The sequence below is a fragment of the Pseudoalteromonas sp. SA25 genome, assembly GCF_011378705.1.
Classification (GTDB): Bacteria; Pseudomonadota; Gammaproteobacteria; order Enterobacterales; family Alteromonadaceae; genus Pseudoalteromonas; species Pseudoalteromonas arctica.
This window is the reverse complement of sequence record NZ_WTKV01000010.1, coordinates 145,754-152,873: the sequence shown is the minus strand read 5'-3', so window position 1 is coordinate 152,873 and position 7,120 is coordinate 145,754. Positions and strand designations below refer to the sequence as shown.

Below are 7,120 nucleotides of genomic sequence, written 5' to 3'. Positions count from 1 at the left end.
TGGTCTGGTCGCCATCGTTGAAGGCGAGCTTGAACGTGATGCCTACACTGGCGCGCTATTTTTGTTTTGCAGCAAAGCGAAAGATAAACTCAAATTAGTGTACTGGGATAAAACAGGGTTTGCTTTGTGGTATAAGCGACTCGAAAAACAAAAGTTCAAATGGCCAAATAAAGCCACTTTGCAAGAATTTGAACTCAGCTCTGGGCAACTGGATTGGTTGTTGTCGGGATATGATGTGCTTGGCCATGAAGAATTGCAGTATCAATCTATGATCTAATTAACAGTAAACGATCATTGCCACACATCCGTTTTTATTTGCCCTGCAAACGAGAAAAGTGCATAAAACTTTGTTAAATTGCAGGGATGAAACTTGATGCACACTCACTTCCTGATGACCCAGAACAACTCAAGCGCATGCTGCTTGAGTTGCAACATGTCGTCGCTAAAAAAGATGAAGAGTTAGCTAAAAAGGATGCGCAAATTCACGAATTGCTGCAAGCTTATAATGCGAAACTTGCCAAAGAGTACGCTAAGAAATCAGAAAAAATGCCGGGGGCGGGTGAAGTATTCAATGAAGCAGAAGAAACGCTTGATGAGTATGATAAATCGCAATTGGCCACATCGCCCTCAGTAAAGAAAGAAAAAGCCAAACCGAAACGCCGCCCACTGCCGGCGCAATTACCACGAGTAGACGTGATTGTTGACCTCAATGAGGGTGAAAAAGTATGTGATTGCTGTCAAAGCACCTTACATAAAATGGGTGAAAGCAGCAGTGAAGCATTAGAGTTTGTGCCAGCACATATCAAAGTGATTAAAACGATTCGCCCGAAATATACATGCCGTCACTGTGAGCAAGAAGGTATTGATTGTGTGGTGAAATCCGCCCCGATGCCCGCATCACCCATTCCAAAAAGTATCGCAACGGCCAGCTTGCTGAGTCAAATAATCACGTGTAAATACCAGTTTGGCTTACCGCTTTATCGCCAAGAAACAATGTTAGGCGATATTGGTATAGAATTAAGCAGGCAAACCATGTCGAGCTGGATGCTACGTTGTGCACAATTGTTGTCACCCCTGTATCAACGCTTAAAAGAGGTGTTGTTATCGCAAGCAGTTATCCATGGCGATGAAACCCCGTTAAACGTCATCAACGCAGATAAAGCGACAAGCTATATGTGGCTGTATTGTTGCGGTGATGATAAACCGGGTAAAAGCACTAATATTGTCCTGTTCGATTATCATAACAGCCGTGCGGGCCAATGTGCGGTTGATTTTCTTGATGGTTACCAAGGCTACATGCACGTTGATGGTTACAAGGCTTATGAGCAAACTCAGGCAACACTGGTTGCATGCCTTGCTCATATGCGTCGTAAATTCATCGAAGCGAAAGGCAATAATAAGAAAACAGGCAAAGCGGATGTAGCGCTCAACCTCATTGGTAAGCTCTACGGTATTGAGCAAGCTATCAAAGATAAATCAGCCACAGAGAAGTACACTGTTAGACAACAAAAAGCCAAACCCATTGTTGACGAGTTATACCAATGGCTGCTCAAACACAAAGATAAAATCCCGCCCAAAATGGCGCTAGGTAAAGCCATTAACTACGCGATAAATCAATTTGAAAAATTCCGGCGGTACCTTGATGATGGCAGACTTAAAATAGATAACAACCGCGCAGAGCGAGCCATAAAACCCTTCGTGATAGGGCGAAAAAACTGGTTGTTCTCAAATACCAGCAAGGGTGCACATGCCAGTGCGGTACTTTATAGCCTTGTTGAAACGGCGAAGGCAAATGACCTTGTGGTGCATGACTATATTTCTAGTTGCTTACAGCACCTAGCTGAGCAGCCTGATAACCTTGAGGCGCTGTTACCTTGGAACATTAAGAAAGGCTAGGTGTCGTTAGCTAGACGCTTACAAAAGATACGTTAGAGCAGGGCGAAATTCACTATTTAGTTGTTCTTGGCAATTGCTCCATCATTACTCACTCTCCTGGATCCATGCAGACGTATATCAGACATTTTTGGCGCTGTTAGCGTCAGATGTAATCCTTTAAATTGATTAAGTATTTTTACGAGTTGGTATAAATAGTAATGTAATGAATTACTGTACATTAATAACGTTATATAGCCTTAAAAGACAGGTGTAAATGAGTGACATGTAATTGGCTGCATTTTTTTGTTGAATCACCGCAGTTTCCTCATTATAAAAAATTTAGTTGATATAATTTATATAATTAAGGCGTTTGTTAGAGAATTTTATGTTTGCAAGTTTACTAGTTTTATCTGCAAGTGTGGCGTATGACGCACACTTACCTCCATTAATTGAGTGGCAGGGGAAAAGCGTAGAGCTTTTACAAAAACAAGGGCCGTTAACTACTGATTTTGAGTTGTCAGAAGGTGAAGCGTCGCCAGATTATGCAAATACAATGGCATTTGTAGATAGATTAGTTGCTGCAAACCCTACTCAGTTTCAATCTCAAACCATTGGCTATAGTAATAGCAAGCGTGCAATAAAAATGTTGATTGCCAGTGAACAAGGTTTTTTTGAAGCAAGGCAAATGGCTAATAGCACTAAGCCAACTATTTTTATTCAGGCAGGAATACATTCTGGTGAAATAGACGGTAAAGATGCCATGTTTATGTTACTCAGAGATATAGCGACGGGTAAGCGCCGTGACATTTTAAAAAAGGTAAATATATTATTTATTCCTATATTAAATGTAGATGGACACGAACGTAGTAGTGCATTCAATCGCATCAATCAACGGGGCCCTACAAAAATGGGCTTTAGAACAAATGCTAATAACCTTAATTTAAATCGTGATTTTACTAAATTAGATACCCCAGAAGTTAGAAGTGTTTTAAAGGTTATTAACGACTACAACCCAAATTTATACATTGATGTACACGTAACCGACGGCGCAGATTACCAGTACGATGTGACTTATGGCTACAATCCGGTATTTTCAAGCGAGTCGCCTGCGGTATCTGATGCACTAAACCAGTTTTTTAAGCCTCTGATTGACGATACGCTAGCTAAGCAAGGGCACATGCCAGGGCCACTTGTTTTTGTTATGGACAAGCGAGACTTTAAAAAAGGATTAGCGGGATGGGTTGCTACGCCGCGCTTTTCAAATGGTTGGGGGGATTTAAAGTCATTACCGACTATTTTAGTTGAAAATCATTCATTGAAGCCTTACAAGCAACGTGTATTAGGAACTTACGTATTTTTAGATGGTGCTATTACTGCGCTATCAAAGCATAGTCATGAGTTAGCTAATGCAGTAAAAAAAGAACAGGAATTTGTTCCTAAACAGTTAATAGTAAAGCGTGGCTATGCCAAGCAAGCTGATACGATTGCGCAGTTTAAAGGTATTGAGTATTCATCAAGCATGAATGCGCTCTCAGGCCAAAATGAAGTGAAGTATTTGGGTAAAGCACATACATATATCGACTTACCTATTTATTGGCAAAAAGATGTACAACATACAGTTGAAGTACCTAAAGCTTTTTTTATTCCGCCTGTATATCGCAATATTATTAAGAAACTAAAGTTACATGGAGTCTCTATTAATAAACTTGAAGGGGCAAATACACAGCCTTTAAAAGTAGCAAAGGTGGCAGACTACACGTTTGATAAAGCACCATTTGAAGGCCGTTTTAGAGTGTCAGCAAGTTTTGATTATGTCCCTGCTATAAATGTAGATTTAGATGGTTGGTATCAAGTCAATACTCAACAAAAAGCAGGTGAGCTTGCCGTGCATTTATTGCATCCTGAAGCACCAGATTCGTTTTTTGCATGGGGGGAATTTAATACTATTTTTCAGCGTACTGAGTACATGGAAAACTATGCACTAATTCCGTTTGCACGCCAAATGCTAAAAGACAATCCAAAACTAGCGCTTAAGTTTGATGAAAAGCTTAAAGATAAATCGTTCGCTAGCGACGCTGATGCGAGATTAAACTGGTTATATGAGCAAAGTCCATTTTATGATCAAGCGTACTTAAAGTACCCAATATTGATGTCATTTGAAGAAGAAGTTGTTATCCCGGATCAAAAAAGTAAAGAAATCTAATATGCAAATTATAACCATACCCGTCACTGCATTTGCACAAAATAGTCGTATTATTTGGTGTAGTGAAACTAAACAAGCCGTAGTCATAGACCCAGGTGGCGACCCTGATAAAATAGTAGCAGCCCTTAATGAGCATAAACTAGAATTAAGTGCTATTTGGTTAACGCACGGGCATTTAGATCATGTGGGTGGGGCTGATATTTTACGTAATCAATCTAACGTACAAATTATTGGCCCACAAAAAGATGAGTACTTCTGGTTTGAAAACTTACCTATGCAAGCACAAATGTTCGGGTTTAAACCCATTGAGCCCTTTTATCCGGATATTTGGCTAAACCATAACGACACCGTGAGCGTAGGTAAACTTAGCTTTTTAGTGAAGCATTGCCCAGGGCATACACCTGGTCATATTGTGTTTTATCAACAAGACAATGAATGCGTTATTGTAGGTGATGTTATTTTTAAAGGCTCAGTAGGGCGAACTGATTTCCCTAAGGGGAACAGCGAACAACTTATAGAGTCGATTAAGACGCATATTCTAACCTTACCTGATAATACTAAAATATTGGCAGGGCATGGGAGCGACACTACGGTTGGATTTGAAAAACAAACAAATCCTTTTGTGAGTGGTAAGTTTGGTTAAGTTACTTATTTGAAGTTTGGTAAACTGCATAAAAATTAAAAATAAGCAGACTGAGTTTTAAAATGGTTGTATAATTTAACCAGTTTATTTGATAAATAAGAAATAAAATGTCTCTAAATCACGTAGATCGCCAAATATTGGCACTTTTACAACAAGATGCTAGTTTATCAACCGCAGAAATTGCTGATAAAGTAGGCTTGTCTCAATCTCCATGCTGGCGTCGAATTGCCAAGCTAGAGCAAGATGGTTATATAAAAAGCAAAGTGGCTCTTTTAGATGAGAAAAAACTTGGCTTTGATATGCTTGTATATGCACATGTGCGTTTATCAAATCACGGTAAAAAGAACCTTGCTGAATTTGAAAAACTTATAATGAGTTACGATCAAGTAACAGAGTGTTACACCATGGCTGGAACAATGGACTTTATGCTACGCATAATTTCACAAGGCATAGAAGGTTATGAGCACTTTGTACGCGATAATTTACTAAGCTTAGAATATGTACAAGAAGTACATTCTAATGTAACAATGACATGTGTAAAACGTAGTACTTCCCTCCCTTTATAAAAGCACTTCTTTTAAAAGCTAAACCTCTTTTAGTTTAGTTTAACCACATAATGACAATTGTTAACTGAGCGCTAATTTGGTAGAATTTAGCGCTTTTTTGATACCCATTACACCATTTGAGGAACTCAATGTTTAACTTACTCAGTAGGGCGCCTAGCTCTGCTAAAAACGATATTTTATCTGGATTAACTGTGGCGCTAGCCTTAGTTCCAGAAGCTGTTGCGTTTGCCTTTGTTGCAAATGTAGAACCTTTAGTTGGTCTATATGCCGCGTTTATCGTTGGTTTAATTACGGCTATATTTGGTGGCCGCCCTGGTATGATTTCAGGTGCAACCGGTGCACTAGCTGTTGTTATGGTAAGTTTAGTGCTTGATCATGGTGTTGAGTATTTATTTGCGACCGTATTGCTCATGGGCATACTGCAGATACTCGCGGGTGTATTTAAACTCGGTAAGTTTATCCGCATGGTTCCTCATCCGGTAATGCTTGGTTTTGTAAACGGCTTAGCTATTGTTATTTTTCTCGCTCAGTTAGGACAATTTAAAGTGCCTGATGGTATGGGCGGACAAGAATGGATGACGGGTAACCCGTTATATATTATGCTTGGTTTAGTGGCTTTAACGATGGCTATTATTCAGTTTTTACCTAAACTAACAACGGCTGTACCCTCTACATTAGTCGCTATTATTACAGTGACCGCTTTAGTTATTGGTTTGGACTTAGAAGCGCATACCGTAGTTGATTTCTTAAAAGGAATGACAGGCGACGAAGCTGCAACAATTGCAGGCGGTTTACCTCAGTTTCATATTCCTATGGTACCGTTTACTTTCGAAACGCTACAAATTATTTTTCCTTATGCACTTATTTTAGCGGCTATTGGTTTAATTGAATCATTATTAACGCTTAGCTTAATTGACGAGATTACAGAAACTCGCGGTCATAGTAATAAAGAGTGTATAGGCCAAGGCGCTGCAAATATTACTTGTGGTATGTTTGGTGCTATGGGTGGTTGTGCAATGATTGGTCAATCAATGATCAACATTAACTCAGGTGGTCGTTCTCGCTTATCGGGTATAAGTGCTGCATTGATGTTGCTTGCGTTCATCATATTCGCTTCAAGCTTAATTGAGATGATCCCACTAGCTGCACTTGTTGGTGTTATGTTTATGGTTGTATTAGGTACGTTTGAATGGGCCAGCTTTAAAATGATGAAGCGTGTGCCTCTATCTGACGCTTTCGTAATAGTACTTGTATCGGGTGTGACTGTTATTACCGATTTAGCGATTGCAGTATGTGTAGGTGTTATTGTATCTGCATTAGTATTTGCTTGGCAGCATGCTAAGCACATATACACAACTAACTATATTGATGAAGAAGGCGCTAAAGTATATGAGTTACATGGCCCGCTTTTCTTTGGTTCAGTTAAAAACTTTGCAGAGTTATTTGATGTTAAAAATGACCCTAAAAATGTAATTGTTGAATTTAAGCATAGCCGCGTATCTGATCACAGTGCAATAGAAGCAATTGACACACTTGCTGATAAGTACACAAAAGCAGGTAAACAACTTCACTTACGTCACTTAAGTAAAGACTGTACGCAGTTGCTTCATAAAGCACGTGATTTGGTTGAAGTGAATGTGATTGAAGATCCAACATACAAAGTAGCATCAGACAAACTAGCTTAATTTACACAAAGCTATTGATATTTAAAAAGCGGAAGGTGGATAACCTTTCGCTTTTTTAGTGTATCTACTATTTGTTTGCGGTAAGACTATTAAAAAGCAAGGTAGGCTGTAGTGCTATGCAAACTCATAAATCTATATAATAAGACTA

Annotated in this window: 6 protein-coding genes; all 6 read left to right on the top strand. The window is 39.2% G+C overall.

Features of this window, described 5'->3' with window-relative positions; genetic code table 11:
• The coding region (gene tnpB, locus GQR45_RS10465; protein WP_165725094.1) for an IS66 family insertion sequence element accessory protein TnpB at positions 1-277 on the top strand (277 nt) is incomplete at its 5' end.
• A gap of 86 nt (positions 278-363) precedes the next feature.
• On the top strand, positions 364-1,896 hold the full coding sequence (locus GQR45_RS10460) for an IS66 family transposase (RefSeq protein WP_165725095.1): 1,533 nt from the start codon (positions 364-366) through the stop codon (positions 1,894-1,896).
• A 364-nt stretch (positions 1,897-2,260) separates the two neighbouring features.
• Positions 2,261-4,078, top strand: coding sequence for a M14 family metallopeptidase (locus GQR45_RS10455; RefSeq protein WP_165725852.1), 1,818 nt, complete (start codon positions 2,261-2,263; stop codon positions 4,076-4,078).
• A 1-nt stretch (position 4,079) separates the two neighbouring features.
• Positions 4,080-4,721, top strand: coding sequence for an MBL fold metallo-hydrolase (locus tag GQR45_RS10450; RefSeq protein ID WP_165725851.1), 642 nt, complete (start codon positions 4,080-4,082; stop codon positions 4,719-4,721).
• A gap of 107 nt (positions 4,722-4,828) precedes the next feature.
• A complete protein-coding gene (locus GQR45_RS10445) occupies positions 4,829-5,287 on the top strand; it encodes an Lrp/AsnC family transcriptional regulator (protein WP_007375323.1) in 459 nt (152 codons plus the stop codon).
• Positions 5,288-5,415: 128 nt separating this feature from the next.
• Positions 5,416-6,972: a SulP family inorganic anion transporter gene (locus tag GQR45_RS10440; protein WP_010554472.1), complete on the top strand. Its 1,557-nt coding sequence runs from the start codon at positions 5,416-5,418 to the stop codon at positions 6,970-6,972.
• Positions 6,973-7,120: the final 148 nt, after the last annotated feature.